The organism is Actinophytocola sediminis (assembly GCF_054779715.1).
This window is the reverse complement of record NZ_BAAGXS010000063.1, coordinates 18,459-45,003: the sequence shown is the minus strand read 5'-3', so window position 1 is coordinate 45,003 and position 26,545 is coordinate 18,459. Positions and strand designations below refer to the sequence as shown.

Annotated in this window: 30 protein-coding genes; 12 read left to right on the top strand and 18 right to left on the bottom strand. The window is 70.4% G+C overall.

From position 1 onward, the window contains the following. Positions 1-101: 101 nt before the first annotated feature. The 5 genes from ACYVIP_RS30760 to ACYVIP_RS30740 all read left to right on the top strand — a co-directional run bounded on the left by ACYVIP_RS30760 (position 102) and on the right by ACYVIP_RS30740 (position 6,192). A complete protein-coding gene (locus ACYVIP_RS30760) occupies positions 102-890 on the top strand; it encodes a hydroxypyruvate isomerase family protein (RefSeq protein ID WP_460402657.1) in 789 nt (262 codons plus the stop codon). Next, on the top strand, positions 887-1,768 hold the full coding sequence (locus tag ACYVIP_RS30755) for a 2-hydroxy-3-oxopropionate reductase (protein ID WP_460402655.1): 882 nt from the start codon (positions 887-889) through the stop codon (positions 1,766-1,768). The genes ACYVIP_RS30760 and ACYVIP_RS30755 overlap by 4 nt, the downstream gene beginning before the upstream one ends. Positions 1,769-1,789: 21 nt before the next feature. After that, positions 1,790-3,490 (top strand): glyoxylate carboligase, encoded by a 1,701-nt coding sequence (gene gcl / locus ACYVIP_RS30750; protein WP_460402661.1) that lies wholly within the window; start codon positions 1,790-1,792, stop codon positions 3,488-3,490. Positions 3,491-3,613: 123 nt separating this feature from the next. Next, positions 3,614-4,576: a chitinase gene (locus tag ACYVIP_RS30745; protein ID WP_460402653.1), complete on the top strand. Its 963-nt coding sequence runs from the start codon at positions 3,614-3,616 to the stop codon at positions 4,574-4,576. A gap of 116 nt (positions 4,577-4,692) precedes the next feature. After that, positions 4,693-6,192: a hypothetical protein gene (locus ACYVIP_RS30740; protein WP_460402651.1), complete on the top strand. Its 1,500-nt coding sequence runs from the start codon at positions 4,693-4,695 to the stop codon at positions 6,190-6,192. 147 nt (positions 6,193-6,339) lie between these two features. Here ACYVIP_RS30740 and ACYVIP_RS30735 read toward each other — a convergent pair whose 3' ends face one another. From ACYVIP_RS30735 to ACYVIP_RS30690, 10 genes are all read right to left on the bottom strand, one after another. Then, positions 6,340-7,290 carry an LLM class F420-dependent oxidoreductase gene (locus ACYVIP_RS30735; RefSeq protein WP_460402649.1) on the bottom strand — a complete coding sequence of 317 codons (951 nt, stop codon included), beginning with the start codon at positions 7,288-7,290 and terminating at the stop codon, positions 6,340-6,342. A gap of 104 nt (positions 7,291-7,394) precedes the next feature. Beyond that, positions 7,395-8,120: a DUF899 family protein gene (locus ACYVIP_RS30730; RefSeq protein WP_460402647.1), complete on the bottom strand. Its 726-nt coding sequence runs from the start codon at positions 8,118-8,120 to the stop codon at positions 7,395-7,397. Positions 8,121-8,149: 29 nt separating this feature from the next. Further along, a complete protein-coding gene (locus tag ACYVIP_RS30725; protein WP_460402645.1) occupies positions 8,150-8,491 on the bottom strand; it encodes a metalloregulator ArsR/SmtB family transcription factor in 342 nt (113 codons plus the stop codon). Beyond that, positions 8,481-8,909, bottom strand: coding sequence for an SRPBCC domain-containing protein (locus ACYVIP_RS30720; RefSeq protein ID WP_460402643.1), 429 nt, complete (start codon positions 8,907-8,909; stop codon positions 8,481-8,483). The genes ACYVIP_RS30725 and ACYVIP_RS30720 overlap by 11 nt, the downstream gene beginning before the upstream one ends. A 61-nt stretch (positions 8,910-8,970) precedes the next feature. Then, positions 8,971-10,590 (bottom strand): glycoside hydrolase family 13 protein, encoded by a 1,620-nt coding sequence (locus ACYVIP_RS30715; RefSeq protein WP_460402641.1) that lies wholly within the window; start codon positions 10,588-10,590, stop codon positions 8,971-8,973. A gap of 30 nt (positions 10,591-10,620) precedes the next feature. Next, positions 10,621-11,511: a carbohydrate ABC transporter permease gene (locus ACYVIP_RS30710; RefSeq protein WP_460402639.1), complete on the bottom strand. Its 891-nt coding sequence runs from the start codon at positions 11,509-11,511 to the stop codon at positions 10,621-10,623. Between the two features lies 1 nt (position 11,512). Further along, entirely contained in the window at positions 11,513-12,439 is a 927-nt protein-coding gene (locus ACYVIP_RS30705; protein ID WP_460402659.1) for a carbohydrate ABC transporter permease, read from the bottom strand. 73 nt (positions 12,440-12,512) lie between these two features. Further along, positions 12,513-13,889, bottom strand: coding sequence for an ABC transporter substrate-binding protein (locus ACYVIP_RS30700; protein WP_460402637.1), 1,377 nt, complete (start codon positions 13,887-13,889; stop codon positions 12,513-12,515). Positions 13,890-14,067: 178 nt separating this feature from the next. Beyond that, on the bottom strand, positions 14,068-15,090 hold the full coding sequence (locus ACYVIP_RS30695; protein WP_460402635.1) for a LacI family DNA-binding transcriptional regulator: 1,023 nt from the start codon (positions 15,088-15,090) through the stop codon (positions 14,068-14,070). Between the two features lie 10 nt (positions 15,091-15,100). Beyond that, positions 15,101-15,697: a GNAT family N-acetyltransferase gene (locus ACYVIP_RS30690; protein ID WP_460402633.1), complete on the bottom strand. Its 597-nt coding sequence runs from the start codon at positions 15,695-15,697 to the stop codon at positions 15,101-15,103. Between the two features lie 110 nt (positions 15,698-15,807). Here ACYVIP_RS30690 and ACYVIP_RS30685 point away from each other — a divergent pair, with 110 nt between their 5' ends. Continuing rightward, the gene (locus ACYVIP_RS30685; RefSeq protein ID WP_460402631.1) at positions 15,808-16,065 is read left to right on the top strand and encodes a hypothetical protein; all 258 of its coding nucleotides are present in this window, start codon (positions 15,808-15,810) and stop codon (positions 16,063-16,065) included. 70 nt (positions 16,066-16,135) lie between these two features. Then, positions 16,136-17,017 carry a non-homologous end joining protein Ku gene (gene ku, locus ACYVIP_RS30680; RefSeq protein WP_460402629.1) on the top strand — a complete coding sequence of 294 codons (882 nt, stop codon included), beginning with the start codon at positions 16,136-16,138 and terminating at the stop codon, positions 17,015-17,017. 313 nt (positions 17,018-17,330) lie between these two features. Here ku and ACYVIP_RS30675 read toward each other — a convergent pair whose 3' ends face one another. Both ACYVIP_RS30675 and ACYVIP_RS30670 read right to left on the bottom strand, forming a co-directional pair. Then, positions 17,331-18,128 carry a SigB/SigF/SigG family RNA polymerase sigma factor gene (locus tag ACYVIP_RS30675; RefSeq protein WP_460402627.1) on the bottom strand — a complete coding sequence of 266 codons (798 nt, stop codon included), beginning with the start codon at positions 18,126-18,128 and terminating at the stop codon, positions 17,331-17,333. Next, the gene (locus ACYVIP_RS30670) at positions 18,125-18,553 is read right to left on the bottom strand and encodes an ATP-binding protein (RefSeq protein WP_460402625.1); all 429 of its coding nucleotides are present in this window, start codon (positions 18,551-18,553) and stop codon (positions 18,125-18,127) included. The genes ACYVIP_RS30675 and ACYVIP_RS30670 overlap by 4 nt, the downstream gene beginning before the upstream one ends. Before the next feature lie 154 nt (positions 18,554-18,707). Between ACYVIP_RS30670 and ACYVIP_RS30665 the strand changes: the two genes are divergently transcribed. Then, entirely contained in the window at positions 18,708-19,001 is a 294-nt protein-coding gene (locus tag ACYVIP_RS30665) for an iron-sulfur cluster biosynthesis protein (RefSeq protein WP_460402623.1), read from the top strand. A gap of 116 nt (positions 19,002-19,117) precedes the next feature. On the opposite strand, the gene ACYVIP_RS30660 is transcribed toward ACYVIP_RS30665, so the two are convergent. Both ACYVIP_RS30660 and ACYVIP_RS30655 read right to left on the bottom strand, forming a co-directional pair. Continuing rightward, positions 19,118-19,447, bottom strand: a complete 330-nt coding sequence (locus tag ACYVIP_RS30660; protein ID WP_460402621.1) for a plasmid stabilization protein — start codon at positions 19,445-19,447, stop codon at positions 19,118-19,120. A gap of 67 nt (positions 19,448-19,514) precedes the next feature. Continuing rightward, the gene (locus ACYVIP_RS30655; RefSeq protein ID WP_460402619.1) at positions 19,515-20,903 is read right to left on the bottom strand and encodes a dicarboxylate/amino acid:cation symporter; all 1,389 of its coding nucleotides are present in this window, start codon (positions 20,901-20,903) and stop codon (positions 19,515-19,517) included. A 273-nt stretch (positions 20,904-21,176) separates the two neighbouring features. Here ACYVIP_RS30655 and ACYVIP_RS30650 point away from each other — a divergent pair, with 273 nt between their 5' ends. Further along, positions 21,177-21,617 (top strand): pyridoxamine 5'-phosphate oxidase family protein, encoded by a 441-nt coding sequence (locus tag ACYVIP_RS30650; protein ID WP_460402617.1) that lies wholly within the window; start codon positions 21,177-21,179, stop codon positions 21,615-21,617. Between the two features lie 3 nt (positions 21,618-21,620). Here the strand turns inward: ACYVIP_RS30650 and ACYVIP_RS30645 are convergent, their stop codons facing one another. Beyond that, positions 21,621-21,818, bottom strand: coding sequence for an antitoxin (locus ACYVIP_RS30645; RefSeq protein ID WP_460402615.1), 198 nt, complete (start codon positions 21,816-21,818; stop codon positions 21,621-21,623). Between the two features lie 113 nt (positions 21,819-21,931). Here ACYVIP_RS30645 and ACYVIP_RS30640 point away from each other — a divergent pair, with 113 nt between their 5' ends. Beyond that, positions 21,932-22,246 (top strand): metalloregulator ArsR/SmtB family transcription factor, encoded by a 315-nt coding sequence (locus ACYVIP_RS30640; protein WP_460402613.1) that lies wholly within the window; start codon positions 21,932-21,934, stop codon positions 22,244-22,246. Beyond that, positions 22,243-22,737 (top strand): SRPBCC family protein, encoded by a 495-nt coding sequence (locus ACYVIP_RS30635; RefSeq protein ID WP_460402611.1) that lies wholly within the window; start codon positions 22,243-22,245, stop codon positions 22,735-22,737. The genes ACYVIP_RS30640 and ACYVIP_RS30635 overlap by 4 nt, the downstream gene beginning before the upstream one ends. Positions 22,738-22,784: 47 nt before the next feature. Here ACYVIP_RS30635 and ACYVIP_RS30630 read toward each other — a convergent pair whose 3' ends face one another. The 3 genes from ACYVIP_RS30630 to ACYVIP_RS30620 all read right to left on the bottom strand — a co-directional run bounded on the left by ACYVIP_RS30630 (position 22,785) and on the right by ACYVIP_RS30620 (position 25,535). Next, positions 22,785-23,591: a class I SAM-dependent methyltransferase gene (locus ACYVIP_RS30630; protein ID WP_460402609.1), complete on the bottom strand. Its 807-nt coding sequence runs from the start codon at positions 23,589-23,591 to the stop codon at positions 22,785-22,787. Positions 23,592-23,721: 130 nt separating this feature from the next. After that, positions 23,722-24,372, bottom strand: a complete 651-nt coding sequence (locus ACYVIP_RS30625) for a response regulator (protein WP_460402607.1) — start codon at positions 24,370-24,372, stop codon at positions 23,722-23,724. Further along, complete coding sequence (locus tag ACYVIP_RS30620) at positions 24,360-25,535, bottom strand: sensor histidine kinase (protein ID WP_460402605.1); 1,176 nt, start codon at positions 25,533-25,535, stop codon at positions 24,360-24,362. Before ACYVIP_RS30620 ends, ACYVIP_RS30625 begins: the two co-directional genes overlap by 13 nt. A 94-nt stretch (positions 25,536-25,629) precedes the next feature. Between ACYVIP_RS30620 and ACYVIP_RS30615 the strand changes: the two genes are divergently transcribed. Next, positions 25,630-26,370: an ABC transporter ATP-binding protein gene (locus ACYVIP_RS30615; protein WP_460402603.1), complete on the top strand. Its 741-nt coding sequence runs from the start codon at positions 25,630-25,632 to the stop codon at positions 26,368-26,370. Positions 26,371-26,545 lie beyond the last annotated feature (175 nt).

Here is a 26,545-nt window from a genome sequence, read left to right as displayed (position 1 = left end):
GGCGGGGGTCAGGGTCGGCAAGACCCCGTCGGAAACCGCAGAACTCGCCCGCGCCAGCCTGGTCCAGCCAGTCGCCTGAAGTCCTGTTTGGAGTGTCCACTGTGACCCCGAAAGACCTGCGTTTCGACGTCAACCTGTCCATCCTGTTCACCGAACTGCCCCTGCTGGAGCGGCCGGCGGCGGCCGCGGCGTGTGGGTTCGACGCGGTCGAGCTGTGGTGGCCCTTCCCCGGCCCGGAACCGGCCGACGCCGAGCTGGACGCGCTGGCCCGCGCCATCGACGACGCCGGGGTCCGCCTGGTCGGGCTCAACTTCGACGCCGGCGACATGGCGGCCGGCGACCGTGGCCTGCTGTCGGCGCGATCCACCAGCGAACGGTTCCGCGACAACATCGACGTGGCCGTCGGCTTCGCCGGGCGCATGGGCTGCACCGTGCTCAACGCCCTGTACGGCAACACATCCGAGGACACCGATCACGAACTCGCGCTCGTGAACCTGGCCCTGGCGGTGACTGCGGCCAGCCAGATCGGCGCGACGGTGGTGATCGAGGCGATCAACGCTCACGAGAACCCCCGCTACCCGCTCACCACCTCGAAAGCCGCGCTCGAGGTGGTCGACCAGGTACCCGGCACGGCGTTTCTCGCCGACCTCTACCACCTGCACCGGATGGGCGAGGACCCGGCGGCGCTGATCACCGGTAACGCCGGCCGGTTCGGGCACGTGCAGATCGCCGACTCTCCCGGCCGCGGCCAACCCGGCACCGGGGAGATCGACTGGGCCGAGGTGTTCGGCCTACTGGCCGCCAGCCCGTACGACGGGTATGTCGGCCTGGAGTACCGGCCCGTCGGGCCGAGCGCGGACAGCTTCACCTGGTTGGAGGAACGGGCATGACGACCGTCGGGTTCATCGGGCTCGGCATCATGGGCGGCCCGATGGCGTCGAACCTGCTGCGTGCTGGTTTTGACGTCATCGGCTACGACGTGGTGGCCGCGTCCAGGGAGCGGCTGGCCGCCGAGGGCGGCACGGTGGCCACCGGCATCACGCAGGCGACCGAGGACGCCGATGTGGTGATCACCATGCTGCCCAACCATCCGCAGGTCGAGGCGGTCACCCTCGGCGAGGGCGGCGTGCTCGACTCGGCCAGGCCGGGGCTGCGCTACCTCGACATGTCCTCGATCCGGCCGCAGACCGCGCGCCGGATCGCGGAACGGGCCAGGGAGAAGGGCGTGCGGGCGCTCGACGCCCCGGTCTCCGGCGGGGAACAGGGCGCCATCGACGGCGTGCTGTCCATCATGGTCGGTGGCGACAAGGAGGACTTCGACGCCGCGGCACCGGTGTTCGCCCCGCTCGGCGGGACGATCGTCCACGTCGGACCGCACGGCGCCGGGCAGACGGTGAAGGCGGCCAACCAGTTGGTGGTCGGCGGCACCTACGCGTTGGTGGCCGAGGCGATCGTGCTGCTGGAGTCGTCTGGACTGGACGCCGCGGTCGGGCTGGACGTGCTCGCCGGCGGGCTGGCCGGCAGCCGGATCCTGGAGCTCAAGCGGGAGTCCATGGTGGCCAGGCGGTTCGCCCCCGGCTTCCGGATCGACCTGCACCACAAGGACATGGGCATCGTGCTCGATGCCGCGCGGGAGGCCGAGGTGGCCCTGCCGGTCGGCGCACTCGTCGCGCAGCTGATCGCGTCCGCGCGGGCGCGGGGACTTGGCCAACTCGACCACTCCGCTCTGCTCATGGTCGCGGAGAACCTTTCCGGCAAAGGGGACTGAGGCGTGAAGAGCATTCCGTGCATGGAGGCCGCGGTCGCGGTGATGGAGTCCGAGGGCGTGGACACGGTGTTCGGCATCCCGGGCGCGGCGATCCTGCCGCTGTACGCGGCGTTGCGGACCTCGGGTATCAGGCACCTCACCGTGCGGCACGAGGAAGGCGGCACGCACGCCGCGGACGGCTGGTCCCGAGCCACCGGCAAGGTCGGGGTGTGCATCGGCACCTCCGGCCCTGCCGGCACCAACATGATCACCGGCCTGTACACCGCGCTGGCCGACTCCATCCCGATGGTGTGCATCACCGGCCAGGCGCCCAAGGCCAAGCTGCACCAGGAGGCGTTCCAGGCGGTCGACATCGTCGAGATCGCCAAGCCGGTCACCAAGTGGGCGGTCCAGCTCAAGGAACCGGGCCAGGCGCCGTGGGTGTTCCGCGAGGCGTTCCGGATCGCCCGCTCCGGCCGGCCGGGGCCGGTGCTGATCGACCTGCCGCTGGACGTGCAGCGCGGGATGTGCAACTACGACCCGGCGATCGACGAGCCGCTGCCGGTGGCGGTGCCCGAGCCGTCGACCGCCAGGGTGCGTGCGGCGGTGGACATGTTGCTGTCGGCCGACCGGCCGCTGATCCTGGCCGGTGGCGGCGTGATCATCGCCGAGGCGACGGCCGAGCTGCTGGAGCTGGCCACGACGCTGAACATCCCCGTGCAGGTCACGTTGATGGGCAAGGGCGCGTTCCCGGAGGACCACGAGCTGTTCGCCGGCATGGCCGGGTTGCAGACCCAGACCCGTTGGGGCAACCAGGCTTTCCTGGAGAGCGACCTGGTGTTGGCGGTCGGCGCGCGGTTCGGCGACCGGCACACCGGCGACCTGTCCGTGTACACCAAGGGCCGGCGTTTCATCCATGTGGACATCGAGCCGACCCAGCTGGGCAAGGTGTTCGAGCCCGATCTCGGGGTGGTCGGGCACGCGCGGCCGACCCTGGCCGCGTTGGGCGCGTGCGCCAGGTCGCTGTCGGCGCCGCCGCGTCCGCCGGCGTGGCCGGCGCGGGTGGCCTCGCTGCGGACGTCGTTGGGGCGCCGGGACGACTTCGACGACGTGCCGATCAAGCCGCCGAGGGTGTACCGGGAGCTCAACGAGTTCTTCGGGCAGGACACCACGTTCGTCACCGCGATCGGGCTCTACCAGATCTGGTCCGGCCAGTTCCAGCACACCTTCCTGCCGCGCAGGTACCTGGTCTGCGGGCAGGCGGGGCCGCTCGGCTGGGAGATCCCGGCGGCGATGGGCGTCAAGTGCGCCTTCCCCGAGCGGCAGGTGGTCGCGGTGGCGGGGGACTACTCGTTCCAGTTCCTGATGGAGGAGATCGCGGTCGCCGCCCAGTACCGGATCCCGTTCGTGATCGTCATGGTGAACAACGAGTATCTCGGGCTGATCCGGCAGGCGGAGCTGCCCTACGAGATGAACTTCGCCGTCGACCTGCACTACGGCGAGGGCGGTATCGACCATGTCGCGCTGATGGCGGCCTTCGGCTGTCCGGCGCGCCGGGTCGAGCACCCCGGCGAGATCCGCGACGCGCTGGCCTGGGCGTCGGCCGAGTCGGCGGCCGCCTCGCTGCCGGTGCTGGTCGAGATCATGGTCGAGCGTGAGGCGAACGCCGCCATGGGCCCGGTTTCCATCGACGAGATCAAGGAGTTCGAGCCCCTCCCCGAGTTGACCCCGGCGGCCGACTGAGCGGACGGCACCCAACGAAAGTCGGGAGTAGTGGTCCAGACCTTGACCGGCCGTGTGGTCTAGACCACACTCGCACGTGGCGTAGGTCGGGGCCCACGCACTGTCGACGTTGGGAGTACGTACATGCGCAAGTCACTCGCCTTGTTGGCGGCCGCCGCCGTGGCGGCCATGATGACGCCAGGGGGCGGCGCGACGGCGGCACCGGCACCGGTCGCCGTCTCGCCCGCCGCGCCCTACCTCTTCCTCGGCTGGGGCGATCCGCCCGCGCCGGCGGAGGTCATGAGTGCCACCGGGATCCGGTCGTTCACGATGGCCTTCGTGCTCTCCGGCGGCGGCTGCAGTCCCGCCTGGGACTCCTCGCGGCCGCTGCTCGGCGGCGTCGACGAGCAGCGGATCGCCGAGATCCGGGCGGCCGGCGGCGACATCGTGCCCTCCTTCGGCGGCTGGAGCGGCAACAAGCTCGGGCCGAACTGTCCGGACGCCGCGTCGCTCGCCGGCGCCTACCAGGAGGTCATCGACGCCTATGACCTCAGCGCGATCGACATCGACATCGAGAACACCGACGAGTTCGAGAACGAGGCCGTCCAGGACCGGATCCTGAACGCGCTGAAGATCGTCAAGGAGAACAACCCCGGCATCCAGACCATCGTCACCTTCGGCACCACGACCAGCGGCCCGAACTTCTACGGCAACCGGCTGATCGACCAGGCGTCCGCGCTGGGCGCGAACATCGACGTGTTCACCATCATGCCGTTCGACTTCGGCAGCTCGGACATCCTCGGGGACACCACGCGCGCCGCGGACGGCCTGCGGGACAAGCTCAAGTCGACCTTCGGGTGGACCGATGCGCAGGCATACGGACACATGGGCATCTCCGGCATGAACGGACTGTCCGACCAGCAGGAGCTGACCTCGGTGGACACCTGGCGCCAGATCACCGAGTGGGCGTCGGGCAACGGTCTCGGCCGGTTGGCGTTCTGGGCGGTGAACCGGGACCGCGGCTGCCCCGGCGGCGGCGTGACCTCCACCTGCAGCGGGATCGACCAGCCGGACTGGGAGTTCACCCGAATCACCGCGGGCTTCTAGCCCCTGACCCGATCGACAGGGGTGGCCTGGTGTGCGGGCCACCCCTGTTTTGTGTGCTCCAGTAGCATGTTCGATCTCTGGTTCGGGCAGCACCTTGGGATGAAGCGAGCGCACAGTTGATCCCACGACTCGGGCAGCACCACGGCATGCTCAGCGCACACATCGAGTGGCCGCAGGATCCTGACCCGCACAACACCGATGAGTCGCCGTTCGCGCCGAGGGCGCCGCTGCGCAGACTGCGGGTGATGATCGACGGCGAACTCCACCAGGTACCACGGGAGTCGGCGGCGCTGTCCCCGGAGGAGGTGCTCACCGGGTTGCTCACGCACGAGTACGTGACGTCCTTCCGCTACGCGGACAACGGCCCGCCGCCGGGCACGAAGTGCTACGAGCTGACCGACGGCGGTCGCGCCTACGAGGGGTGGGTGACCGTCGATCCGCCGGACGGCCGGCGGCCGGACAGTCGCGGGATCGTGTTCTGTGCCAACCGAAGGCCGGTCCGGGCGGCCGCCTACCTCGACCGCCGCCGGGGGGCGGGGGAGGAGGCGGTGGCCTATCAGGACCTGGCGCCGCCGATCGCCGCGGCCAAGCGGGCGGCCGACGCGCTCGCCCTGCAGGTGGCGCTCGGCATGGACGCCGACATCTTCGTGACCGACCGGCCGTACCTGTACCTTGCACGCGGGCGCTCGTCGCGGACGAAGGTGTTGCCGGTCATGGAGGCACTCGCGGTCGTCGGGCTGTACCTGCGCTCGCAGGGGGTGTACGCGGCGATCCGTGACCGCGAGGCGCACTACCCGATGCCAAGGGGCGGGTACTTCGCGGTCGGCGCGATGGAGTTGATGCCCGCGGTGTGGCGGTGGTCGGCGGCCTGCCGCCAGCAGACCGCGGCCTCCGGCGACGCCAGGTTCGGTGAGCTGGCCGGGGCGCTGGTCCAGCGGGTCGCCAGGGCACTCGAGGCGCGCGACCAGCTGCACCAGGTGATCAACCGGGCGAAGACCGGTGACACCAGGGCGGCGGTGCTCTCCGCGCTCGACGACGTGTTGCTGTTGCTGACCTCCGCGGTCGAGGTGGCCGCGCGGGTGGCGCATCTGGTGCTGGACCTGGGGGAGCGCCAGCTGTCCCAGGCGGGCTGGCAGCGGCCGGACTGGGTGAAGAAGGTGCGGGAGAAGGACAAGAACCTGGCGGTGCTGGCCGCTGAGCGCAGTCCTGGCTGCGCGCTGGTGCGCGGTCTGGCCGCGCTGCGGGACTCCATCCACGCGTCCGAACTGGACGGTCTGCTCGGCGCGGATCCCGGGGAGCGGCCAGGCATCCTGTTCACCCTGCCGGCGTCGAGCGCGACCGAGGTGGCCGCGTTGTTCACCTACTTCGGCAGCGCCGAGGCGTGGGGCGTGCACCAGGTGCACGACGGCGGGCACTACGCCGATCCCGGGGTGTTCGTCGACCAGATCGTGACCCGCACGATCGGGTTCCTCCACGTGGTGCTGGCCAGGACGCCGGTGGAGCGGCTGCCGCACGTGCACGGACCGCTGCCGGACTCCCCGGAGTCAGCCGGCCGCTCCCTGATCCAGTACCCCGAGAACAGCCGCCGCAGCATCCGCTGGCAGCTGGGCCTGTGACTGCACTGACCGCAGCGAAGGGCTCCTTCGCTGCACTGACCGCAGTGAAGGGTCCCTTCGCTGCACTGACCGCAGTGAAGGGTCCCTTCGCTGCACTGACCGCAGTGAAGGGCTCCTTCGCTGCACTGACCGCAGTGAAGGGCTCCTTCACTGCGCCAGCGCGGTGAGGGTGCGTTCGCCGGCCGGGTCGCCGGCGGTGGCGGGGAGGAGCGCGATCTCGTCCAGGCCGGCGGCGGCGTAGTCGGCCATCCGTGCGCGGATGGCGTCGACGTCGCCGACCAGGCCGACGGTGCGCGCGGCGTCGGCCGGCAGGGCGGCGAGCACGTCGGCCGGCTCGGCACCGCTCTCGGCGAGCCCGATCGCGGCACCGAACCCGGCGCGGAGGAACACCTCGCGGTAGCCGCGCACGGGAAAGTAGCCGACGATCGCGCGCCGAAGCTGGGCGTCGGCGGCCGCGTCCGGGTCGACCGCGGCCGGCAGCCAGGCGGCGAGTGTCGGCGCGGGACGGTCATGCCGGCGAGCCGCCAGGTCGAGCGTGGCGCGCAGCTCACGCACCTGGTCGACCGTGACGAGGTCGAGCAGCATGCGATCGGCGTACCTGGCGGCGATGTCGATCGCCTTGGGACCGAAGGCCGCGACCGTCAGCCGACCGGTGGCCGGCGGCATCCTGGCGGCGAAGCCGTGGTCGTCGGTGGCGCCGAACCACTCGCCGCGCCGGTGGGCGGCGAACGCCATGGCCGCCGAAAGCAGGTCGCGGACGGGGGTGGCCCTCGGCCGCCCGTGCACCCCCTCGACCACCCGGACACTGGACGTGCCGAGCGCGACGCCGACCGGCCGGCCGGTGACCGCCTCGGCCCCGGCCGCGCCACGCACGATGGTCGCCGGATCGCGCACGGAGACCGGCACCGGCCCGGCGGTGAGCCCGATCCGCTCGGTGGCGAGCCCGACGGCGGTGGCGAGGACGAACGAGTCCCAGGTCGGCCCCTCACCGAGCCAGACCTCCCGATATCCCAACCGATCCGCGAGCACCGCCGACCGCACGGCCTCCTCGACCGGCCGCCCGTCCTCCCGCGCGGCCGCGACCACACTCAGCTCCACCACTACACCTCCGAGACCAACCGAACGACGGTGGCGAGTGTGCTCGACCGACCGCCAGCACGCCAGGTGATGACCACTGTGGACGGGTCGTCCTGGTCTTCCGCTCAGCTGAGGTCGTCGGGGCGTCCGGCGTCGAGCCGGGACCGTTGGCTGGTCGGGCGGCCGTCGGTGCGCCACTGGTTGCCGTCGGCGTGCCATTGCCGGGGCCAGCCGGCGGGCGAGTCCTCCCAGGTCTCCTGCCGGCCGTACCGGGTCAGGTCCACCAGGCCGGAGGCGGGCGACATCGGCTCCAGGCCGCGACCGGTGGTCCAGTAGGTCTCGAACACCCGGTCGCCGTCGCGCAGGTAGCACACGAGCGGTGACATCGACCGTTGCGGGACACCCAGCAGCGCGTCCAGGGAGTCCCGCGCGGAGTACCACGGGACGTCCCAGCCCATGAAGTCCCGGTAGCGGGCGCTCTCGTCGTAGGGGCCCTGGCACAACGTCGCGTAGGTGACGTCGCGGGAGTGTAGATAGGACAGTTCCCGGACCTGCCCGTTGAAGAACGTGCAGCCCTCGCACTGGTCGGCGGCGGGCTGGCCGGTGTGCCACATGTGGTAGTAGGCGATGAGCTGTCGCCGGCCGTCGAACACGTCGAGCAGCGTCACCGGTCCGTTCGCCCCGGTCAGCGTGACGGTGCCGTCGACCTCGGTCATCGGCAGGCGCCGCCGCGCGGCCGCGATGGCGTCGCCCGCACGGGTGTGCGCCTTCTCCCGCACGCGCAGCGCGTCCAGTTCGGTCTGCCAGGTGGTCCGGTCGACCACCGCCGGTGTTGCCGCGTTGTCCTTCATGGATCGCCTCCAGGTGTCGGTGGGTGGACTCAGCGGTCTAGATGGGCGGCCAACGCGTCGAGCTGGCCGTCCCAGTCGCGCGCCAGCGCGGCCAGGAACTGTTGTGCGACCCGCATCGGGGCGGAGCGCAGCCGGTAGCGCACCCGGCGCCGCTCCCCGGGTTCGGCCGTCACCAGGCCGGCGTCGGCCAGCAGTGCCAGATGTTTGGCGATCGCCTGGCGGGTGATCGGCAGCCGGTCGGCCAGTTCGGTGACCGTCGCCGGACCCCCGGCGGCCAGCGCGGCGAGCACGGCCCGGCGGGTCGGATCGGCCAGCGCGACGAAGACCTGTTCCGCGACCTGTTCCGCGGTCGTCTCGAGGTCAGGCGGCATCAAGGTAGTCGACCAGCTCGCCCAGTTCCTGCGCCCAGCCCTTGACGTTGCCGTCGAACGCCTGGTGGAACTCGTCGTCCGGCAGTTGGGCGAAACCGGTCTCGACCACGGTCAGCCGGGTGCCGGCACCGAAGGGCGCCAGGGTGAACTCGACATAGGTGCGGCGCGGGTCGTCGTCGGACAGCCCGTAGATCTGCCAGGTGAAGCCGAACACCGTCGGCTCCTCCACCCGCTCCACCCGAAGGTTCTGGGACCCGTCGGGCCAGATCACGCGTGCCGCGCCGCCGGGCCGCAGGTCGATGGTGGCCTCGGTGCCGAACCAGGTGCCAAGGCCCTCGGCGGTGGTCAGCGCGGACCACACCCTGCCCGGCGGGTGCGCGAGCTCCACGGTGCGTTCGATGCGATCGGGAAACGCCATGACCAACCTCCATAGTGTGGCAACTGACTGGTTGCCACACTATGGCAATCGACTGGTTGCGTCAATGACGCGCGCTCAGCCAGACAGTCGTGTCCGGGGGCAGGTGCGTGCCGTCAAGGGGTTGGCTGGACAGCAGCACCTCCTCGTGCGCCGGCAGCGCGACCGGCGCCGGCGACAGGTTCACCACACAGGCGAACCCCTGTCCCCGGTCGAAGCCGAGCACCCCGTCCGGCAGCCCGGTGAGCCAACTCATCGCGCCGTCCCCGAGCGCGGGATGCTCGCCGCGCAACCGCAGCGCCCGCCGGTACAGCTCCAGCATCGAGTCGGGGTCGTCGGTCTGGTGCTGCACGGTGAACGCCGCCCAGTCCGCCGGCTGCGGCAGCCACGGCGCCGCGCCGTTGCCGCTGAAGCCGTACGGCGGCCGCGCACCCGACCACGGCACCGGCACCCGGCACCCGTCGCGGCCGATGTCGTGGCCCGCGGTGCGGGCGAAGACCGGGTCCTGGCGTACCTCGTCCGGCAGATCCTCCACTTCGGACAGCCCGAGCTCCTCGCCCTGGTACACGTAGACCGCGCCGGGCAGGGCCATGGTGAGCAGCGCGGCCGCGCGCGCCCGCCGGGTGCCGAGCACCGGGTCGGTCGGCGCGCGGTGTTGGCGGTCGGCGAAGGAGAACGACGTGTCGGCGCGGCCGTAGCGGGTGACGTGCCGGGTGACGTCGTGGTTGGACAGCACCCAGGTCGTCGGCGCGTTCACCGGGGCGTGTGCCGCGGTCGTCGCGGTGATCACCGCGCGCAGCCGCTCGGCGTCCCACGGGCAGGACAGGAAGTCGAAGTTGAACGCCGAGTGCAGCTCGTCGGGGCGCAGGTACATGGCGAAGCGCACCGGGTCGGGCAGCCACATCTCGCCGACGAACACCCGCTTGTCCGGGTAGCCGTCGGCGATCCGCCGCCAGCGACGGTAGATCTCGTGCACCCCGTCCAGATCGGAGTACGGCAGCTGGCCCTGGTCGTCGGTCACGTCGGGCAGGCCGTCCGCCTTGACCAGGCCGTCGGCCACGTCGATGCGGAAGCCGTCGACGCCGCGGTTGAACCAGAACCGCGTGATGTCGTCGAACTCCTCGGTGACCTCGGGGTTGGTCCAGTTCAGGTCGGGCTGGCGCGAGGAGTACAGGTGCAGGAACCACTCGCCCGGCGTGCCGTCCGGCTCGGTGACCCGCGTCCAGGCCGGGCCGCCGAAGCGGGACCCCCAGTTGTTCGGCGGCAGCTCGCCGTGCTCGCCCCGGCCAGCACGGAACCAGAACCTTTGCCGCTCAACCGATCCCGGGCCGGCGGCGAGTGCGGCGGCGAACCACGGGTGCACGTCGGAGCAGTGGTTCGGCACGATGTCGATGATGATCTTCAGGCCGAGGTTGTGCGCCTCCTCGATGAGCTTCTCCGCCTCGGCGAGCGTGCCGAACGCCGGCTCGATGTCGCGGTAGTCGGCCACGTCGTAGCCGCCATCGTCCATGGGGGACGGATACCAGGGGTTGAACCAGATCGCGTCGATGCCCAGTTCCGCCAGGTACGGCAGTTTCGTGCGGACGCCGGCCAGGTCGCCGGTGCCGTCGCCATCGCCGTCGGCGAAGCTGCGGACGTAGACCTGGTAGATCGCCGCGCCGCGCCACCAATCCGACTGTGCCACGAAATCACCCCTTGTTGTTCGGTCGCTCCGTCACCGGAAGCTGCCTGCTGTGAGACCGGCAAGGATCTGCCGCTGGAAGATCAGGAACGCCGCGACCATCGGGATACTGGCCAGCACCAGGCCGGCGAGCATCAGGTTGATCGGGGTGTCCTCCTCGAAGCGCTCCAGCGCCACGCTCAGGGTCTGGATGCCGGGGTCCTGTAGCACCAGGAGCGGCCAGATGAAGTCCTTCCACGCCGCCACGATCGCGAAGATCGAGACCACCGCGAGGATCGGCCGGGACAGCGGCAGCACGATCCGCACCATCGTGGTGATGTTCCCGGCGCCGTCGATCCGCGCGGCGTCGAGCAGTTCGCTGGGAATCTGGTCGAAGAACCGCTTCAACAGGTAGATGTTGAACGCGTTCGCCGCCGCCGGCAGCCAGATCGCGGCCGGCGAGTTGATCAGGTTGACGTCGAGCACCGGCACGTCGGTGATCGTCAGGTAGGTCGGCACCAGCAGCGCGGAGGCCGGCAGCATCAGCGTGGCCAGCATCAGCGCCAGCACCCACTTGCCGAGCACCGGGCGGAGCCTGGACAGCGCGTAGGCCGCCGGCACGCACACCGCGAGCTGGATCAGCCAGGCACCGGCGGCGATGACCACCGTGTTGCGGAAGTACCCGGCCAGCTCCATGAAGTCCCAGGCCTCGCGGTAGGTGCCGAGGTGGACCTGGTCGGGCAGCACGGTCGGCGGCATCTTGGCCAGCTCCGGCGCGGACTTCATCGCGCCAAGCAGCATCCACAGCAGCGGGGTGACGAACGCGGCGGTGAACAGCACGAACACCAGCGCGAACACCAGCCAGTAGCCGATCCGGCCGGCCGGCCGGTCGAAGGTCCACGGCGACAGCAGTGTCCTCGTCGGACGTTCCTTGTGGACTGTCATGTCAGCTCCTGGTCCTGGTGAGCCGCAGGTACAGCGCGGAGAACGCGCCGAGGACCACGAACAGCAGCAGGCTCATCGCGCTCGCCGTGCCGAAGTCGTTGTAGACGAACGCGTAGCGGTACAGCAGCAGGAGCACGGTGACCGTGGAGTCCTCCGGCCCGCCGCCGGTCATGATGTAGGGCTCGGTGAACACCTGCATGGTGGCCACGATCTGCATCAGCATCATGATGAGCAGCACGAACCGGGTCTGCGGGATCGTCACGTGCCGCAGCCGTTGCCACACGTTCGCCCCGTCCAGCTCGGCCGCCTCGTACAGCTCCCCGGGGATGGTCGCCAGCGCGGCGAGGTAGATCAGCGTGGCCGAGCCCATCGACGCCCAGGTGGCCACGATGACCAGTGACAGCATCGAGGTGTCCGTACTGTCCAGCCAGGACAGTTCCGGCAGCCCGAACAGCCGCAGCCCGCTGTTGAACAGGCCGGGACCCGGGTCGTAGAACCACTTCCAGAGGATCGCGACGACCACCGGCGGCAGCATGACCGGGAGGTAGACCACCACCCGGAAGAACGGCTTGGCGTGCCGCAGCTCGTTGAGCACCACGGCCACCGCGAACGGCATCGCGAACCCGATGACCAGCGCCAGCCCGGTGAACAGCAGCGTGTTGCGCCAGGCGACCAGGAACAGCGGGTCGGCGAAGAGGGTCTCGAAGTTCTGCCAGCCGACCCAGACCGGGTCGGTGATGAAGTTGACCTGCTGGAAGCTCAGCAGCACCCCGCGCACGATCGGGTACCAGGAGAACAGCGCGAACACCACGAGCGCCGCGCAGAGGAACCCGTACGCGGTGAGGTTGTCGAGAACCTTGCGGCGGAGCCGGCCGGTGGCCGCGGCCGGCGGCTGGCGTGGGGGGCTCTGACTGGCTGGCGCGAGCATGGTGGTGGACATCGAGCACTCCGGGGTGGGGGATCCGGCCGGGACGGGGGTGGCCCGCCCCGGCCGGATCGGCTCAGCGAACCTGCGCGAGCGCCTGGTTGACCTTGTCCTCCGCGTCGGCCAACAGCGTGTCGATGTCGGCGTCGCGGTCGGTCAGCACGCCCTGCATCACGTTGTCCAGCGCGGCGTAGACCTGCTGGGCGTTGGGCGGCTCGATGTTCTTCTTCAGCTCGGTCAGACCGTCGATGAAGGCCTGGTAGTTCTCCACCGGCACGGTCGCGTACTTCTCCCGCAGCGCCTTCTGCTGGTCCTGGAGCTCACCGGTCCACACGTCGGCGGCCGCGCTTGGCGGGCCGGTCGGCAGGCCGACCGGCTGGTCCTGCTCGGCGTAGCTCTTGAGCGTCTGCTCCATGCGGTCCGGGTTGAGGTACTTCCACTGCAACCAGGTCAGCCCGGCGCGGATCTTCTCCGGCGTCGCCTTGGGGTTGAGCATGTAGCCCTCGCCGCCGATCAGCGTGCCCTGCCCGCCGGGCAGCGGCCCGAGGCCGATGTTGGCGTAGTCGCCCTTGAACTGGTTGACCAGCGGCGGGATGTTGTCCGGTGCGCCGACGAACATGCCGAGGTTGCCCGCGCCGAACATCCGCTGCGCGTCCTCGAACTGCAGCAGCTGCTTCTCGCCGAGCGTGTTGTCCTGCCAGCGCATGGCGTGCAGCGTCTCGGCGACCTCACGGCCCTTGTCGTTGTTGAAGTCCGCGACCCACGTGTCGCCGTCCTGCTTGGCGATCTGCCCGCCGACCGAGTACATCCAGGTGGTGAAGTGCCAGCCGCCCTGGTTGTTGCGCGACAGCTCGGCCAGGCCCTGGGCGTTGCCGCCGAGCGCGGTGATCTTCCGCGCCGCCGCCCGCACCTCGTCCCATGTGGACGGTGGGGAGTCCGGGTCGAGGCCGGCCCTGGTGAAGAGCTCCCTGTTGTACAGCAGGCCCATCGAGTAGTTCGCCGTCGGCAGGCCGTAGATCCTGCCGTCGTCGGTGAAGATCTCGCGCAGCTCCGGCTGGATCTCCTCGTAGTGCGGGACATCCTTGACGTAGTCGCTGATGTCGGCGGCCTGGCGGCGGGCGATGAGGTTGGCCGGGTCGGTGAGGTAGACGTAGAACACGTCCTCGAGCTGGCCGCCGGCCAGCTTGGCGGCGAACGTCTTCGGGTCCATGAAGCCCTCGCGGGGCTCGATGTCGATGTCGGGGTGGGCCTCCTCGAACGCGGCGACGTCCTCGTCGAAGACCTTCCGTTCGAAGGGTTGGGTCTTGGCCGGCTGGCCGTTGACCGTGATGGTGACCTGGCCGTCGGCGGACGCGCCGCCGTCGTCCTCGCCGCTGCCGCAGGCGGTGGCCGTCAGGGCGAGACCCGCCGCCAGCACCATGGCCAGTGCTCTGCGCTGAGTAGCTGTGCTCATTGTCTGGACAACCTTGCTGGTGGGGGACCGGACGAAAATCTGTGAGCCACACCATAGATCCCCATCACACAAACCCGCAAGACTCTGACAACAACAACGAAAAAACCCGACTCCGGTCGCCCCGCTCCGGACATGACAAAGCCCCGGCTCGACGAGCCGGGGCTTTGGGGCGCTTGCGTCAGGCCATGCTGGGGCGACGGGCCCTCGCCGGCGCCGCGGACGCGCGGACCACCAGCTCCGGCTCGAACAGCAGCTCCTCCATGGACACCTCGATGCCCGCGATCTGGTTCACCAGCAGGTCGACCGCCGCCCGGCCCATGGCCTCGATGGGCTGGCGCACCGTGGTCAGCGGCGGATCGGTGCAGGTCATGAACGCGGAGTCGTCGTAGCCGATGACCGAGACGTCGTCGGGGGTGTTGAGCCCGAGCCGGCGCACCGCCCGGATCACGCCAAGCGCCAGCGGGTCGCTCGCGCAGATGAGCCCGGTGATGCCGGTCTGCACTAGCCGGGTGCCGACCGCCTGGCCACCCTCCACGGAGAACATCGTGTGCCCGACGGCGCGCTCGTCGATCGACAGCCCGGCCCGCTCGACGCACTGCTTGAACGCGACCAGTTTGCGCTGCGACGGAAGATGGTCACGAGGGCCGAGCACCAACCCGATCCGCTCGTGCCCGAGCGCGACCAGGTGCCCGAACGCCTGCTCGATGGCCACCGCGTCATCGCAGGACACCACCGGGTAGTCGAGCTCGATCGACGCGTTGACCAGCACGACCGGCAGCTTGCGGCGGGCGAGCTGGTAGTGGTGCTCGTGGGAGGCGTCCGCCTCGGCGTGGCTGCCGCCGGCGAAGACCACCCCGGACACCTGCTGGGCGAGCAACAGCTCGACATAGTCCGGTTCGGACACCCCGCCGGTGCACGTGCACAGCACCGGCGTGAACCCCTGCTGGGCCAGCGCGCTGCCGACGACGTCGGCCAGCGCGGGGAAGATCGGGTTCTGCAGCTCGGGCAGCACCAGGCCGACCAGCCGGGCGCGCTCGCCGCGCAGCTGGGTCGGCCGCTCGTAGCCGAGCACGTCCAGCGCGGTGAGCACGGCCTGGCGGGTCGCCTCGGACACGCCGGGCTTGCCGTTGAGCACCCGGCTCACCGTCGCCTCGCTGACACCCACCTTCTGGGCCACTTCGGACAGCCGTCGTTGCGCCATGACCGCAACTCTACGACAACCCGTGCAAGTTCTTGCGTTGGCTTGCGGTGTCGGCCCACGCGGCGCGGTCGAGCCCGTACACGACCTCGCCGTGCTCGGAGCCGGGGATCGGCGCGTACGGCGCGAAGTAGGTGCTCTCGTAGCGCAGGCCGAGCTTGTCCATGACCCGGCGGGAGCGGGTGTTCACCGCCATCGTGTCGGCGAAGATCCGCCGCAGGCCGGCGACCTCGAAGCCGTAGCGCAGCAGCGCCGCGCCGCCCTCGGTGGCATAGCCGTTGCCCCAGGCCGCCCGCCGGAGCCGGTAGCCGATCTCGGCCTCGTCCGGCGGGTGGTTGTCGTCGCGCACGAGCATGAACCACCCGATGAATTCGGCGGAGAACTCGGCGGACCTGGTGAACGCCGCGAACGCGCCGAGCCCAGGGGTGCGCGTGTAGTCCTCGATCATGGTCGGCAGCACCGTGGCCACCACCCGCTCGCGTGGGGTTGGCACGCCGCCGGTGAGGTAGCGCATCACCTCCGGGTCGCTGTCGAGCTCGACGATGAGCTCGGCGTCGGCCTCGGTGAACCGGCGCAGCAGCAGGCGTTCGGTCTCCAGGAAGGCGTCCATGGATGGTGATCCTGACAGGGCGACCGGCGTTCTGTTGACCGGTTTTTTTTCCCGCGCGGGGCGGTGTGTCGGCCGGGTCCGGCGCCTGTCCCGGTGGCAGCATGCCTGCCGTGGCGGTGATCCTCCCGGCGTCGGTGTTGACCTCCCATCTGGAGTCGTGCGCCGCCGAGCTGGCCGCCGCCATGCCGCCGGACGACCTCGCTCAGGTGCTCGCCCAGCTGGTTTCCGGACAGCGGCACATCGCGGCCACGCTGTCCCGGTTGGCCGACTACCAGACCGGCCCGTTGGCCGATGTCCTGCAGGCCGCGTCGAGTGCGGCCGGCCATGCCGCCGAGGCTCTCGCGGAGAGTGCACAACTGTTCGAATAAATCACCCGTTTGCGCCTTCTACCTGGGCATCTATGCGATAAAATGGGTAGGTCGCCAACGGGAGGAACCCATGCGTAGCGTCTGGAACGGCACGATCATGATCGGCGCGGCGAGCATCCCGGTACGCGCCTACGGCGCGACGGAGGAGCAGACGACGGGTCTGCACCAGGTGCACGCCAGCGACGGCGGCCGCATCCGGCACCGCAAGATCTGCGAGGTCGACGGGGAGGTGGTGGAGGGCGCCGAGGTGGCGCGGGGCTACGTGCTGCCCGGCGGCGAGACCGTAGTGCTCACCGACGACGACCTCGCGCGGTTACCGCTGTCCACGTCGAAGTCGATCGAGGTGCAGGCGTTCGCGCCGCTGAGCGAGATCGACCCGATCTACTTCGCCCGCAGCTACCACCTCGAGCCGGAGTCGGTGGGGACCAAGCCGTACGTGCTGTTCTCCGAGGCGCTGCAGCAGTCCGGCCGGGTGGCGATCGTGAAGGTCGCGCTGCGTCAGCGGGAGTCGTTGGGGGTGTTGCGGATCCGCGACCAGGTGATCGTGCTGGAGACGATGCTCTGGCCGGACGAGATCCGCGCGCCGGAGTTCCCGTTCCTGCACCAGGACATCCAGCTCGCCGACGACGAGCTGGCCGAGGCGGTGGCGCTGATCGACGCGCTGAGTGAGCAGTTCAGCCCCGCGAGGTACACCGATCGATACCGCGAGGCCCTGGCCGAGCTGGTGCTGGCCAAGATCGAGGGCGACGAGCTGGTCCGGCCGACGGCGGCCAAGCAGGAGGAGCGCGCGTCGGACCTGTTGTCGGCGCTGCGGACGAACCTCGCGGAGAAGGAGGACCGGGAGGCGGACGCGGTGACGAACGCGCGGGCCGCGGCGGCGCGCGCGGCGAAGGCGCGGACCGACGCCGGGCGAGCCGCGCGGCGCCGGACCAGGACGTCGACCAGGCGCTGACAGCGAGTCGGGCTGAGCGGCCAGGCGGGTCGGTGCGGGTGGTCCGCACCGACCGTCTGGCGCCGGCTGACGGGCCGGTTCTTCTCGAAGGCGTGGGTCTCCGCCGCGCGGCTCCGCCAGTCACGACTTGCGGCCGACCGCGTCATTGTCGGTCCGGCCGGAGGCGGCCTGGGTGGCAGCAGCCGGCTGCACCGAGGGCTCAGCTGCCGTTCGCGCCGGCGTTGGCCGGGGGTGGGTGGCCTCCGGCCCCCGGTCACCACGTTACCGGCGGGCACCGACAGGCTCTCAGGAACGCCGGGACCTGCTCCCGGACCTACTCTTGGTCGTCGGTCAGCAGGCCCTGCCGCAGGTTCTCCAGCGTGCGGGCCAGCAGCCGCGACACGTGCATCTGCGAGATCCCGATCCGCTCGGCGATCTGGGTCTGCGTCATGTGCCGGAAGAACCGCAGCGTCAGGATCTGCCGCTCCCGCTCCGGCAACCGCTCGATCAACGGCCGCAACGACTCGTAGTCCTCGACACCGGTCAGCGCGGAGTCGTGCTCGCCCAACGTCTCCCCGAGCGAGTCGGAGTCCGCGTTCGGCGACAGCGCCTCGTCCAGCGACATGGAGTGGTAGGCGTTGCCCGCCTCCAGCCCCTCGTACACCTGCTCCTGGCTCAGCGACAGGTGCTTGGCCAGCTCCGACGGCGTCGGCGCCCGGCCTAGCCGTTGGGACAGCTCGGCGCTGGCCGCGTTGATCGCCAGGTTCAGCTCCTTGAGCCGCCTCGGCACGTGCATCGACCAGCTGGCGTCCCGGAAATGCCGGCGCACCTCACCCATCACGGTCGGCACCGCGAAGGACAGGAAGTCCGTGCCCCGCTCCGGCTGGAACCGGTCGACCGCGTTGATCAACCCCAGCGTCGCCACCTGGACGAGGTCCTCCCGAGGCACCCCGCGGTTGCTGAACCGCGCCGCGATGTGCTCGGCCAGCGGCAGATGCCCGGTCACCAGCTCGTTGCGCAACTGCCCGCGCCGAGGATCACCCTGGTCCAGCTTCGCCATCTCGGTGAACAGCGGGGTGAGGTGCTCGTAGCCGGTGTCGTTGCCGCGCTCGGAACTCTGCGTGCCGGTCACGCCCGACCTTCCGCCCGACGTTTGGCCAGCTCGATGTGGACCAGGTGTTCGGGCCGCCCACCGCCCTGCCCGTTGTGCTCCACCCAACTGCGCGCCTGGTCGGTGAGCGTGGTGAGCACCCGCCAGCCGAACGAGTCGCTGCTGGGGACCTGGTCGCTGGCCGAGCTGATCGTCACCTGGAAACGGATCTCATCCTTGGAGACAGTGAACCCACACTGCAACGTCGCGTCCACGGCGGCCCTGGTGATGAGCGTGGAGCAGGCCTCGTCCACCGCGAGCTTGAGGTCGGCTATCGAGTCCAGGTCGTAGTCGGCGCGCATGGCGATGCTCGCGGCCAGGGACCGGATGATCGGCAGGTTCGTGAGCTCGGCTCCAATCCGCAACTCGATCTCATCCGACCGGCCGGCCCCGCTTCCTACGCTCATGGCGTTCTTCTACCCACAATCCGCTGTCCGAAAACCTGCCTGTGACCGGCGAATTCGCCGTTTCCGCGACCCACGTTAGTCGGCCAGGATCGGCGCCGCCGGACGGACCCGCCTACGGTGGGACGGGCAACGCCGTCGAAGGAAGGAGCCCAATATGTTGGCGGTGACGGAAGCGGCAGCCGAGGCGATCACGGCGCTGGCCGAACAGAGTGGCGTGCGCGAGCAGGGTGGGGTGCGGTTCTCCATGCGCACCGAGACCGACTCGTCGGCCGCGCTCGCCCTCAGTGTGGCGCCCGCCCCGACCGCCGGGGACCAGGTGGTCACCGCGGAGGCCGGGGCGAACGTGTTCCTCGAGGAGCAGGCGGCCGACTTCCTGTCGGACAAGGTGCTCGACGTGCAACCCGACGCCGACGGGCAGCTGAACTTCGCCGTTCTCGAGCGAGGCTGAGCCGAGGTGTGTCGGGTTCAGTCGACGGGCAGCTGAACTTCGCTGTTCTCGAGCGAGGCTGAGTCCAACCTCACCTGAGGCGCGTCAGGTTCGGTTCGTCGGTCAGGCCGGGCGGGTCACCGGCCGAGGGCCTTCGCCAGCTGTTTCTTGGTCATCTTCGAACGGCCACGGATGTCCTTCTTCCTGGCCTCGTTGTACAGCTGGTCCCTGGTCGGCCCGCCCGGCCCCTGCCGGTTCCCCGAACGCTTGCCGCCACGATGCTGCGGCGAGACGTCCCGCACTGACGTCCGGCTCGCCGTGCGGGACTCGCCGGACTGGGCGCGGTTCTTGTTCACCGTGCGCGCGGCGATCTCCTTTGCCCGCTTGGTACCCGCACCACGGTCGCGGGCGCTGTCCTTGACGTGCTCGTACTGGCGTTCCCGCTTGTCGTTCCATGCCTGGGGCATATCGTCCGTCCTTTCCGCGGATGATGTCGCGCCAACGGGTACCCAGCCGGTCAACGGATCATGCGACTCAGGCGACGGGCGTGTGCTCCTTACCCGCCACAGTGGTCTGCTCGTCGTCGCGATCGTCGCCGCGCGCGAGGTCGTCGGGCACCGGGGAGCCGACCGGCGCGTGCAGCGCGTCCTCGTCGAGGATGCCGGTGGAGCGGGCGACCAGCACCGGCACCGCGATCTGGCCGGCGACGTTGGTCGCGGTGCGCATCATGTCGAGGATCGGGTTGATGGCGAACACGATCGCCACGCCGGTGGCGATCACCTCGGCCGGCAGGTTCACCGCCGCCAGGGTCAGCGTGAGCATGGTGAACCAGCCGGTGGTGCCGGCGGTCGCGAGCGAGCCGAACACCGCGACCAGCGCGATCAGCAGGTAGTCACCGAACCCGAGTGCGATGTTGAACATGTTGGCGATGAAGATCGCCGTTATGGCCGGGAACACCGCGGCGCAACCGTCCATTTTGGTCGTCGTGCCCAGCGGCACGGCGAAGCTCGCGTAGCCGCGCGGCACGCCGAGGCTCACTGCGGCCTGTTGGGACAGCGGCAGCGTCGCGCCGGAGGACTGCGAGACGAACGCGAACTGCAGTGCGGTCCACGACTTGCGGAAGAACGTCACCGGGCTGACCTTGCCGACCGTGCGCAGCAGGATCGGGTAGACCACGAACAGCACGAGCGCGCAGCCGACGTACACCGCGACGATGAGCGAGATCAGCGGGGCGAAGAACTCGTTGCCGTAGCTGGCGAACGCGTTGCCGAGCAGGCCGAGCACACCGAGCGGGGCCAGCCAGATGATCCAGCCGAGCACCTTCTGGATGATGCCGAACGCGGCGCGGTTGAAACTGACGAAGGTCTCCGCCCGGCCGCCGAGCGCGTACGCGGCGGCGCCGACGAGCAGCGCGAGGAACACCACCTGGAGGATCTCGCCCTCGGCGAACGCGCTGAACACGTTGGTCGGCACGATGCTCTGGATGAACGACCACCAGTCGCCCTGGGTGCGCTCGGCGATGTTGGCCACGGCGTCCTCGGACGGGGTGACCGTCACGCCGGTGCCCAGGTTGCCGACCGCGCCGATCACGATGCCGATGACGACCGCGATCAGCGACGTGACGGCGAACCACAGCAGGGTCCGGCCGCCGAGCCTGGCCGCGACCTTCGGCCCGCCGAGGTGGCGCAGGCTGGTGATGCCGACGACGATCGCGGTGAACACCAGCGGGATGACGGTGAACTGAACCAGGCTGACGAAGATCTCGCCGATGCGGCCCAGCGTGGTGGCCAACCACGACACCTCGGCCTGCTTCGCGACGAAGCCGAGCAGCGCGCCGAGCACCAGCCCGGCGAGCACCGCGAGGCCGAAGAACGTGGTGCGCCGTGATCGTGGGGACTCCGTTGTGGACTCCGATGTGGACATTCCGGCTCCTTGGACGACAGGGATCCCGCTTGGGACCGCCAACGCGCGAAAACAGCATGGTCGCGCGCGTTCTTCCTCGTCCCAACAGGTGGACGGGGGCTTGCGCGCGGCTGGTTTCGCGGTCCAGGAGGGGCCAGTGTCGTCGCCAGGAGGAGACGATCACCGTAGTGGAACAGTGAATCCACTGTGGGCAGTGGGGTTCGGCGTCGGGGTTCAGCGTCGAACTGTTGCGGCACCAGAAAAGGACCAGGGGTGGTCCATAGGATTCCCGGCATGCGAAGAGACGAGATCGTCCGGCGGATTCTCGACGGCAACACCTTCGTCGTACTGGCGACCGCGGACGCGGCGGGCGTGCCGTGGGTGTCGCCGGTGTGGTTCGCGCAGGAAAACTATCGGGAGTTCTACTGGGTCTCCGCGCCGGAAGCGCGGCATTCCCGCAACATCGCGGCCCGCCGGGAGATCGCGATGGTGGTGTACGACCCGACGGTGGAGCCGCGCGATGCCGAGGCGGTGTACATGTCGGCGACCGCCGCCGAGTCGCCGACGGGGATCGAGGTCTTCTCCAGGGTCTCGGTGCGCCGGGGTCGCGCGACCTGGGGGCCGGAGCGAATCTCCGGGAACGCGCGGTTGCGCCTCTATCGTGCGGTGGTCACCGAGTACTCGATCCTGGAACCGGCGGCGGACATCGACATGCGGGTGACCGTCACCCCGTGACGGCTAGCGCGGCCTGGTGGCGTTGCGCACCTTGAGCAGGGCGTTGTCGATCTGGTGGTGGTACTTGCCCTTGGTGCGCTTGTCCACGAACGCGCCGGCCCTGGTGGCCATCTTGTTGACCTTGTCCGGGTTCTTGCGGAGGTAACTGCGGGCGGCCGCGGCGGTGCCGGCCAGGGCGGTCAGCTTCTTGAAGCTAGGCATGGGCCCGTCCTTTCTCTCTCGCTCGGTCAACGGAATACCCCATCGTAGGGTTCCCCAAGCCAACATGTCGGAGATCCTTGACATGTCGGAGATCTCCGACATAACGTTGAGTCATGCCTGACGATCTGCTGTTCACCGCCATGGCCAACCCGGTCCGGCGGCGGCTGCTGGAGCTGCTGTGTGCCGGGTCGATGACCGCCGGTGCGCTCGCGGACCGGTTTGCGCTGAGCAGACCGGCTGTGTCCGAGCATCTGCGGGTCCTGCGGCAGGCCGAGCTGGTGCGCGAGGAGGTTCGGGGGCGGGAGCGGCACTATCACCTGACCGCTGAACCGCTCGTCGCTGTCAGTGACTGGCTTCATCCGTTCGAGCGCTACTGGCGTGACCGGTTGCGCACACTGTCCGAGGTTCTGGAAGAGGAGTCCGAGTGAGCAGGACCATCATGGTCGACCAGTTCCTGGCCAAGCCGCTGGCGGTGGTGTGGCGGTCGCTGACCGAGCCCGACCGGCTGGCGCGCTGGTGGGCCGCGGGTGACATCGCGCCGGTCGTCGGCCACCGGTTCACGTTGGCGATGCCGGGGTGGGGTGAGGTGCCGTGCACGGTGACGGAGGTGGCGCCGGGGGAGCGGCTGAGCTACACGTTCGCCGAGGACACGATGGGGTGGACGTTGACCTGGCGGGTGGTGGCGGAGGGCACCGGGACCCGGCTTTTCCTGGAGCACAGGGGTTTCGACCTGGACGACCCGCGACACGCCTCGGCCTACCGGAAACATGTCGACGGGGTGGGCCGGCACTGTGTTGCCCCGGCTCGCCCGCGACCTGGAGTCGGTTACCACGTAGTGGGCGGGAGTGGTGGATTCGACGGGGTGGGCCGGCACTGTGTGCCGCGGTTGGCGCGCGACCTGGAGTCGGTCACCACGTAGTGGGCAGGCTCGCGTGTCGGGAGCGTTGGACTCGCGGGTGGGTGGGCTCAGGTGGCGGTGGCCGTGGTCAGCCAGGTGGCGGAGTTGAGGTGGACGCCGGTGGGGGTGGCGCGGGCGGTGTAGGCGGCGCGGAGGTGCTCGGTGGCCTGTTGGGTGGCGGTGGGGCCGGCGTTGGCGAGGGCCTCGGCCGTGGTGGGTTGGCTCAGTTCCATGTCCAGGGCCTCCGCTACCGTGCGGCCGATCAGCAGGGGTTCGTTGAGGCTGGTGACGGTGATGTCGGTGTAGCCGGCGGCGGTGAGGATCTTGTCGATCCTGGCGGGGTCGGCCAGGGAGGCCGCACCGGTTCCCGGGGACAGGGTCGGGACGTCGACGTGCGGGCTCATGGCGGCGGCTTTCAGCACGCGGTTCTCGTTGAGCTCCAGGGCCTGCCAGCAGACGAAGACCAGCCGGCCGCCGGTGCGGCGCAGGTTGGTGAAGGCCGCCACCGGGTCGTCGAAGAACATCACGCCCAGTTGGCTGATCACCACGTCGACGGGGTCGAACTCGTGGGTCTGGGCGTTGGCCAGCTGGTAGCTGACGTTGGGCACGCCGGCTTCCTCGGTGCGTTGGCGGGCCTTGGCGAGCATGGGCGGGGAAAGGTCGACGCCGAGGACGCCGCCGCGCGGGGCCGCCCGCCCGGCCTGCCGGGTGGTGTTGCCGCACCCACAGCCGACGTCCAGGATCCGGTCCGTCGGCTGGATGTCCGCCGCCGCCAGCAGGTGCCGGGTCAGCGGGGCGAGCACGGTGTCGTAGCGCTCGTCGTGGTCGGCCCAGTAGGTGCCGTCGACACCGGACCAGTCAGGCGGGCGGGTCATGGCTGGTCCGCCTCCCCGGAATTAGTTGTGTTGGTTGCGCCGGGGAACGGAAAGTTCGATTTGGGCACGTGCCGGTGGCCAGGTTGCGTCACGTTCCCCTGAGGCGCGCTTGGCTGAGGTGCCTTCGCAGTCATGGGCGCTCCTGGAGGTAGGTGAGTACGGCGAGGACTCGGCGGTGTCCCGAGTCGCCGGGGGGTAGGCCCAGCTTGGCGAAGATGTTGCGGATGTGCTTGCTCACCGCGGTTTCGGTGACCACCAGCAGCTCGGCGATGGCGGGGTTGGCGTGCCCCTCGGCCATCAGGCCGAGCACCTCGCGCTCGCGTGGCGTGAGCGCGCGCATCGGGTCGTCCGCGCGGCGGCGGACCATCAGCTGGGAGACCACCTCCGGGTCGAGCACGGTGCCGCCGCCGACCACCCGGTGCAGCGCGTCCAGGAACGTCGCCACCTTGCCGACCCGCTCCTTGAGCAGGTAGCCGATGCCCTCGGCGCCACCGGCCAGCAGGTCACCGGCGTAGCTGTCCTCGACATAGGCCGACAGCACCAGGATCGGCAGGCCGGGCAGTCGGCGCCGGGCCTCGACCGCGGCCCGCAGGCCCTCGTCGGTGAACGTCGGCGGCAGGCGCACGTCCAGCACGGCGGCGTCGGGCCGCTCCCGCGCCAGCGCGGCCAACAGCGCGTCGGCGTTGTCGACCGCGGCGAGGACCTCGACCCCCTCGCTGCGCAACAGCAGCACCAGGCCCTCCCGCAGCAGCGCGTCGTCCTCGGCGATCACGACCCGCATGGCAGCTCCACCCGCAGCAGCGTAGGGCCACCGACCGGGCTGGACACCTCGGTCCGCCCGTCGAACGCGGCCACCCGGCGGCGGATGCCGGCCAGCCCGGTGCCGAGGGTCTCGTCCGCCCCGCCGTGCCCGTCGTCGGTGATCTCGATCGTCAGGTTCCGCTCCCTGGTCAGGGTCACCGACGCGCGGGTGGCGCCACTGTGTTTGGCGATGTTGGTCAACGCCTCGGCCACCACGAAGTAGGCCGCCGACTCCACCGCCGCCGGCGCCCGCAGCGGGCCGATCGTGGTGAGCGCGCAGGTGACCGGGCAGCGGGCGATCAGCCCGTTGATCGCCCCGTCCAGGCCGCGTTCGGCCAGCACCGGCGGATAGATGGAGCGCACCACGTCCCGCAGGCCTGACAGCGCGTCGGTGGCCGCGTCCTGCGCGCGCAGCACCAGCGGCAGCGCGTCGGCCGGGTCGCGGCGCAGCGCGCGCTCGACGATGCCGAGGTGCATGGCCACGGCCACCAGCTTGTTCTGCGTGCCGTCGTGCAGGTCGCGTTCGATGCGGCGCAGCTCGGCGCCGTGTGCCTCCAGCGCGGCGGCCCGGCTGGCGGTCAGCTCGGCGACCCGTTGTGTCAGCTGGACGTTGGCCGGCACGGCCAGCAGGGTGCGCGCGGTCGTGGCGTGCCAGCGGGCCGCTGGCGGCAGCACGAGCATCGCCAGCGCCAGGTAGGCCAGCGCCATCAGCGGCATGGTGGCCGCGATGGCCCACGAGGTGACCGGATACGGCGAGGCGACCGGGTCGTCGGCCGGCAGCAGCCACCAGTACGCCGGCACGAGCAGCGCGCCGATCGCGGCCAGCGGCAGGCTGATGGCCAGGATGCCCGTGAGGGTGCTGGCCACCGCCTGCCAGGCGTACCACGCGAGATCGCGGCGCACGACCGGGTCGGGCAGCACCGGCTCGGCGGTGGCCGGGACCGGCGCGTCGAGCCGGCGGCGTTCCCGGTCGGCCAGGCCGCGCAGCTGGTAGGCGCCAGGTAGGCCGTGCCGTGGGGTGACCAGCGCCACCGCGGTGGCCATCGCGGCGATCGGCAGCAGCATGAGCGACACGAAGCCGGTAGCGGTGCCCGGCGCGAGGTGGCGGACCGCGAGCCACGTCAGTTCGAGCCGTCTGCGCATGTGCCCCAGCATGCCGCAGGGTGGTGCTGGCTATACCCCGAACCGGGTACCCACCGGGATCGTCCGCGGCCGCCGGCGTTCCTAGGGTTTGCCCATGACCATGACGACGACGGCCGCGGTCTCCCTGACCGACGTGGCCAAAGTGTACGGAGCGGGTCCCGGCGCGGTCACCGCGCTCGGTGGGGTCACCATCTCGCTGTCCCGGGGGACGTTCACCGCGATCATGGGCCCGTCGGGCTCCGGCAAGAGCACGTTCCTGCACTGTGCGGCCGGCCTTGACCGGCCGACCTCGGGGGTGGTGCGCCTCGGCGACCTCGACCTGACCGGGATGCGGGAGCGGGAGCTGACCGAGGTCCGCCGCTCCCGGGTCGGGTTCGTGTTCCAGGCCTACAACCTGGTTCCGTCGCTGACCGTGCGGCAGAACATCGAGCTGCCGCTGCTGCTCGGCGCCGGGACACCCGAGCCAGGCTGGCTGGAGCACGTGGTGACCACCGTGGGCCTGGCCGACCGGCTGGCCCACCGGCCGGCCGAGCTGTCCGGCGGCCAGCAGCAGCGGGTGGCGATCGCGCGGGCACTGATCACCCGCCCGGACGTGGTGTTCGCCGACGAGCCGACCGGCGCGCTGGACACCAGGACCGGCCGGCAGGTGCTCGAGCTGCTGCGTACGGTCGTGCGCAGCACCGGGCAGACCGTGTTGATGGTGACCCACGATCCGGCGGCCGCGTCCTTCGCCGACCGCGTGGTGTTCCTCGCCGACGGCCAGCTCGCCGGGTCGCTCGAGGCGCCGACCGCGGCGGCGGTCGCCGAGCGCATGACCGGGCTGGGGGAGTGGTGAGGAAGCTGAGGCTGACGGCCGTCGGGGATCGCATGGGGAGTCGCGGTGCTGTGCGTGTCGATGCGGTTGAGTTGACGCCTTCGGCTGTCCGGCACCGCATGGGGAGTCGCGGTGCTGTGCGTGTCGGCGCGGTTGAGTTGACGCCTTCGGCTGTCCGGTTCGTTGCGGTGTCGGG

Bases quoted from the DNA above. Each gene is read 5' to 3' on its own strand.
- ACYVIP_RS30755 (WP_460402655.1), top strand. From the start codon at position 887: ATGACGACCGTCGGGTTCATCGGGCTCGGCATCATGGGCGGCCCGATG.
- gcl (WP_460402661.1), top strand. From the start codon at position 1,790: ATGGAGGCCGCGGTCGCGGTGATGGAGTCCGAGGGCGTGGACACGGTG.
- ACYVIP_RS30745 (WP_460402653.1), top strand. From the start codon at position 3,614: ATGCGCAAGTCACTCGCCTTGTTGGCGGCCGCCGCCGTGGCGGCCATG.
- ACYVIP_RS30730 (WP_460402647.1), bottom strand. From the start codon at position 8,120: ATGAAGGACAACGCGGCAACACCGGCGGTGGTCGACCGGACCACCTGG.
- ACYVIP_RS30725 (WP_460402645.1), bottom strand. From the start codon at position 8,491: ATGCCGCCTGACCTCGAGACGACCGCGGAACAGGTCGCGGAACAGGTC.
- ACYVIP_RS30720 (WP_460402643.1), bottom strand. From the start codon at position 8,909: ATGGCGTTTCCCGATCGCATCGAACGCACCGTGGAGCTCGCGCACCCG.
- ACYVIP_RS30710 (WP_460402639.1), bottom strand. From the start codon at position 11,511: ATGACAGTCCACAAGGAACGTCCGACGAGGACACTGCTGTCGCCGTGG.
- ACYVIP_RS30705 (WP_460402659.1), bottom strand. From the start codon at position 12,439: ATGCTCGCGCCAGCCAGTCAGAGCCCCCCACGCCAGCCGCCGGCCGCG.
- ACYVIP_RS30700 (WP_460402637.1), bottom strand. From the start codon at position 13,889: ATGAGCACAGCTACTCAGCGCAGAGCACTGGCCATGGTGCTGGCGGCG.
- ACYVIP_RS30695 (WP_460402635.1), bottom strand. From the start codon at position 15,090: ATGGCGCAACGACGGCTGTCCGAAGTGGCCCAGAAGGTGGGTGTCAGC.
- ACYVIP_RS30690 (WP_460402633.1), bottom strand. From the start codon at position 15,697: ATGGACGCCTTCCTGGAGACCGAACGCCTGCTGCTGCGCCGGTTCACC.
- ku (WP_460402629.1), top strand. From the start codon at position 16,136: ATGCGTAGCGTCTGGAACGGCACGATCATGATCGGCGCGGCGAGCATC.
- ACYVIP_RS30670 (WP_460402625.1), bottom strand. From the start codon at position 18,553: ATGAGCGTAGGAAGCGGGGCCGGCCGGTCGGATGAGATCGAGTTGCGG.
- ACYVIP_RS30665 (WP_460402623.1), top strand. From the start codon at position 18,708: ATGTTGGCGGTGACGGAAGCGGCAGCCGAGGCGATCACGGCGCTGGCC.
- ACYVIP_RS30660 (WP_460402621.1), bottom strand. From the start codon at position 19,447: ATGCCCCAGGCATGGAACGACAAGCGGGAACGCCAGTACGAGCACGTC.
- ACYVIP_RS30655 (WP_460402619.1), bottom strand. From the start codon at position 20,903: ATGTCCACATCGGAGTCCACAACGGAGTCCCCACGATCACGGCGCACC.
- ACYVIP_RS30650 (WP_460402617.1), top strand. From the start codon at position 21,177: ATGCGAAGAGACGAGATCGTCCGGCGGATTCTCGACGGCAACACCTTC.
- ACYVIP_RS30645 (WP_460402615.1), bottom strand. From the start codon at position 21,818: ATGCCTAGCTTCAAGAAGCTGACCGCCCTGGCCGGCACCGCCGCGGCC.
- ACYVIP_RS30640 (WP_460402613.1), top strand. From the start codon at position 21,932: ATGCCTGACGATCTGCTGTTCACCGCCATGGCCAACCCGGTCCGGCGG.
- ACYVIP_RS30630 (WP_460402609.1), bottom strand. From the start codon at position 23,591: ATGACCCGCCCGCCTGACTGGTCCGGTGTCGACGGCACCTACTGGGCC.
- ACYVIP_RS30625 (WP_460402607.1), bottom strand. From the start codon at position 24,372: ATGCGGGTCGTGATCGCCGAGGACGACGCGCTGCTGCGGGAGGGCCTG.
- ACYVIP_RS30620 (WP_460402605.1), bottom strand. From the start codon at position 25,535: ATGCGCAGACGGCTCGAACTGACGTGGCTCGCGGTCCGCCACCTCGCG.
- ACYVIP_RS30615 (WP_460402603.1), top strand. From the start codon at position 25,630: ATGACCATGACGACGACGGCCGCGGTCTCCCTGACCGACGTGGCCAAA.